The organism is Onishia niordana (genome assembly GCF_004798965.1).
GTDB lineage: Bacteria > Pseudomonadota > Gammaproteobacteria > Pseudomonadales > Halomonadaceae > Onishia > Onishia niordana.
The window spans coordinates 1-236 of record NZ_SDSD01000164.1; the positions used below are offsets into that span (position 1 = coordinate 1).

Annotated in this window: 1 protein-coding gene; it reads right to left on the minus strand. The window is 65.7% G+C overall.

What is annotated here, in order from left to right:
* On the minus strand, positions 1–236 hold a 236-nt coding region (locus tag ETC27_RS17390; RefSeq protein ID WP_168709090.1), incomplete at both ends, for a hypothetical protein.

A 236-nucleotide genomic window follows, 5' to 3' on the forward strand; every position in this document is an offset into this window, starting at 1 on the left:
TGACGCTGGCATTCGTGATGCTGCCGTCGTCGTTGTCATCGTCGCCGTAGCTGAAGTCCTTGGCCACGGTGTCGGTGGGCGCGGCCGTGTTGCCGTCGTTATCGGTGCTTTGCGCGGTCACGGTGAGGGTGCCGTCGGCCAGGCCGCTGACGTCGACGCCGGTCACGGTGTAGTTGCCGGTGGTGGCGTCGACGGTAATGTCGTCCGCATTCAGCACGAGGTCGTCCGTGCTGTCG